The following is a 3,502-nucleotide window of genomic DNA, read 5'->3' as shown; positions in this document are numbered from 1 at the left end:
CCGCCGTCGGGCACCGCGCGCCGACGAGACCCTCGCCGACATGGTGACCGAGGCGTGGGTCGGCGGTGGCCGGCGTGGCTGACACCCTGCCTCCCGTCCCGCGCAACCCCCGCTTCGACGTCCTCGCTCCCCGGGTGCCGCTGGCCGACCTCGGGGTCGTGCACGTGCTCGCCGCCGGTGGCGCGGGCATGTCGGCGATCGTGCGCCTGCTCCTCGACGCGGGCGTCGAGGTGCGCGGGAGCGATGCCCACGACTCGCCGCTGCTCGAACGGCTCCGTGAGCGCGGCGCGACGATCTGGGTCGGGCACGACCCGGCGCACCTCGAGGGCGCCGACACCGTCGTCGTCTCCTCCGCCATCCGCGAGGACAACCCCGAGCTGGCCGCGGCCCGGGAGCGGGGACTGCGCGTGCTCCACCGCAGCCAGGCGCTCGCCTCCGCGATGGGGGAGCAGACCCGCATCGCCGTCGCCGGGGCCAACGGCAAGACCACGACGAGCTCGATGCTCACCGTCGCACTCCTCGAGGCCGGCGCTCGCCCCTCCTTCGCCCTCGGTGGCGAGCTGTCGACCCAGGGCGTCAATGCCGCGCTCGGCGAGGGCGCCACCTTCGTCGCCGAGGCCGACGAGTCCGACGGCTCCTTCCTCGCCTACGCGCCGCAGGTCGCCGTCGTCACCAACGTCCAGCCCGACCACCTCGACTTCTACGGCGACTTCGCCACCGTCGAGGCCGCCTACCTCGAGTTCGCCGAGACGATCAGCGACGGGGGTCTGCTCGTCGCCTGCGCCGACGACCCCGGCTCCGAGCGCCTCGCGACCCGGGCGCAGGCCGCGGGTGTGCGCGTGCTGCGCTACGGCTTCGCAGAGGGTGCCGACGTGCGCCTCGTCGACCCCGAGCTCGACGGGACGAGCGCCCGCGCCGGTCTCGTCGAGGGCGACGTGCGGCGTGAGCTGGTCATCGGTGTCCCCGGTCGGCACAACCTGCTCAACGCCGCTGCCGCCTACACGGCGGCCGCCCACGGCACCGGTACCGACCCGCAGGCGGTCCTCGACGGGCTCGCGGCCTACGGCGGGACCCGACGTCGCTTCGAGACGAAGGGGGAGGCCCGCGGGGTCACCGTCGTCGACGACTACGCGCACAACCCCGGCAAGGTCGAGGCCGTCGTGCGCACGGCGAAGGAGATCGCCGGCGAGCACCGGTTGTGGGTGCTCTTCCAGCCGCACCTGTACTCGCGGACGCGCGACTTCGCCGAGGCTTTCGCCGCCGGGCTCGAGCCGGCCGACGAGGTGCTCCTGCTCGACGTCTACGGGGCGCGCGAGGACCCGATGCCCGGGGTCAGCTCGCAGCTGATCGCCGACCCGCTCGCCGCCCGTGGTCGCTCGGCGCGGGTGCTGCCCGCCGACGAAGGCCGTCGCCCGCGTCGCCGCAGGCGCCGTCGCCGGAGACTCGTGCTCACCGTGGGGCCGGCGACATCACCCACCTCGGGCCGCGACTGCTCGAGGCCCTGGGGCGATGAGCCGGGGGAGCGGGACCCGCGCAGCGACCGAGGAGCGGTTCGCGCAGCGGGCAGCCCAGGCGCGCGGCCAGCGGGTGCGCCGCTGGCTCGTCGGCCTGCTCGTCGTGGCCCTGCTCGTGGCCCTCGGCTGGGCGGTCGGCTTCTCCTCCCTGCTCGCCACCCGCGAGGTGACCGTCAGCGGAGCCGACCCGGCCGACCGGGCCGACGTCGAGGAGATCGCCGAGCGCCAGGTCGGGACGCCGCTCGCCCGGGTCGACGGTGACGCGGTGGCCTCGTCGATCACCGACGAGGTCCCGGCGGTCGCCCACGCCCGCGTGGAGCGGGGCTGGCCGCACACCCTGAAGGTCAAGGTGACGTCGAGGGTTCCGGCCCTCGCGGTGCGTCAGGACGGCGGCGGGTTCCGGCTGCTCGACCTCGACGGCGTCGAGATCCGCACCGTGCGCTCAGCACCCCGGGACGTGCCGACGGTCAGCGCCGAGAGCGGCGCGGAGGTCTCCGGTCACGGGGTGCGCGCGGCGCAGGGCATGCTCGCCGCGCTGCCCGACGACCTGCGCGAGGACGTCGACGACGTCACCGTCGACTCGGCCGACCAGATCACCTTCCAGCTCGGGAAGACCAAGGTCTCCTGGGGTGACGGCAGCAGTCCGGACGTGAAGGTGAGGGTCATCCAGGTGCTCCTCGACGAGAAGCCGAGGACGATCGACGTCTCGGCGCCCGACACGCCCGTCACGACGGGCTAGCAGGGGATAGGCTGGCGACACGCGGGCGTGGCGTTTGCCCCGGCGGCCCGCGCCGCATAACGTCACCCGCACACCGAGCGTGATCAAAACGTAACCCTGAAGTTCACCTTGAGCTTCGAGGTCGAGGCACCACCGAGCAGCAGCAACAGGAGTCCCCCGTGGCATCAGCCCAGAACTATCTGGCCGTTATCAAGGTCGTCGGCATCGGCGGCGGTGGCGTCAACGCCATCAACCGCATGATCGAGGTCGGCCTCAAGGGCGTCGAGTTCATCGCGATCAACACCGACGCCCAGGCCCTCCTGATGTCCGACGCCGACGTCAAGCTCGACGTCGGTCGTGAGCTGACCCGCGGTCTCGGTGCCGGTGCGGACCCCGAGGTCGGCAAGAAGGCCGCCGAGGACCACGCGGAGGAGATCGAGGAGGTCCTCAAGGGGGCCGACATGGTCTTCGTCACCGCGGGCGAGGGTGGCGGCACCGGCACGGGTGGTGCCCCGGTCGTGGCCAAGATCGCCAAGAGCCTCGGTGCGCTCACCATCGGCGTCGTCACGCGCCCCTTCACCTTCGAGGGCCGTCGTCGCGCCAACCAGGCCGAGTCCGGGATCGGTGCCCTGCGCGACGAGGTCGACACGCTCATCGTCATCCCCAACGACCGGCTGCTGTCGATCAGCGACCGGGCCGTGAGCATGCTCGACGCCTTCCGCAGCGCCGACCAGGTCCTGCTCTCCGGTGTCCAGGGCATCACCGACCTCATCACCACGCCGGGTCTGATCAACCTCGACTTCGCCGACGTCAAGTCCGTCATGCAAGGGGCCGGCTCCGCCCTCATGGGCATCGGCTCGGCGCGTGGTGAGGACCGTGCCGTCCAGGCCGCCGAGCTGGCGATCTCCTCGCCGCTGCTCGAGGCGAGCATCGACGGCGCCCACGGCGTGCTCCTGTCGATCCAGGGTGGCAGCGACCTCGGTCTCTTCGAGATCAACGAGGCGGCCCGCCTGGTGCAGGAGGCCGCCCACCCGGAGGCCAACATCATCTTCGGCGCGGTCATCGACGACGCCCTCGGCGACGAGGTGCGCGTGACGGTCATCGCCGCCGGCTTCGACGGCGTGCACCGCAGCAGCGTCCCGACGACCGGGCCTCGGGCAGGTGCAGTCGGGCGGTAACAGGGGTCGTGCCGCGGGGGGGGGGGCCCCGGCGCAGCAGGCTCCCGCCCAGGCGGCGCCGGCCCAGCAGCGTCCTGCCCAGCAGGCTCCGG

General features: G+C 73.1%; 3 protein-coding genes. All 3 read left to right on the top strand.

Annotated elements, in window-relative coordinates:
* The first annotated feature begins 74 nt into the window (after positions 1–74).
* The 3 genes from murC to ftsZ all read left to right on the top strand — a co-directional run bounded on the left by murC (position 75) and on the right by ftsZ (position 3,410).
* Positions 75–1,775 (top strand): UDP-N-acetylmuramate--L-alanine ligase, encoded by a 1,701-nt coding sequence (murC, locus tag AC2W7J_RS16720; RefSeq protein ID WP_485983793.1) that lies wholly within the window; start codon positions 75–77, stop codon positions 1,773–1,775.
* Positions 1,681–2,253 carry a cell division protein FtsQ/DivIB gene (locus AC2W7J_RS16715; RefSeq protein ID WP_485983791.1) on the top strand — a complete coding sequence of 191 codons (573 nt, stop codon included), beginning with the start codon at positions 1,681–1,683 and terminating at the stop codon, positions 2,251–2,253. Before murC ends, AC2W7J_RS16715 begins: the two co-directional genes overlap by 95 nt.
* Positions 2,254–2,411: 158 nt before the next feature.
* The gene (gene ftsZ, locus AC2W7J_RS16710; protein WP_485983789.1) at positions 2,412–3,410 is read left to right on the top strand and encodes a cell division protein FtsZ; all 999 of its coding nucleotides are present in this window, start codon (positions 2,412–2,414) and stop codon (positions 3,408–3,410) included.
* Positions 3,411–3,502 lie beyond the last annotated feature (92 nt).

This window comes from Janibacter sp. CFPM2_SD2, assembly GCF_057364645.1.
Note: the sequence above shows the minus strand (reverse complement) of the source record. Positions and strands in the feature narration are given on the sequence as shown.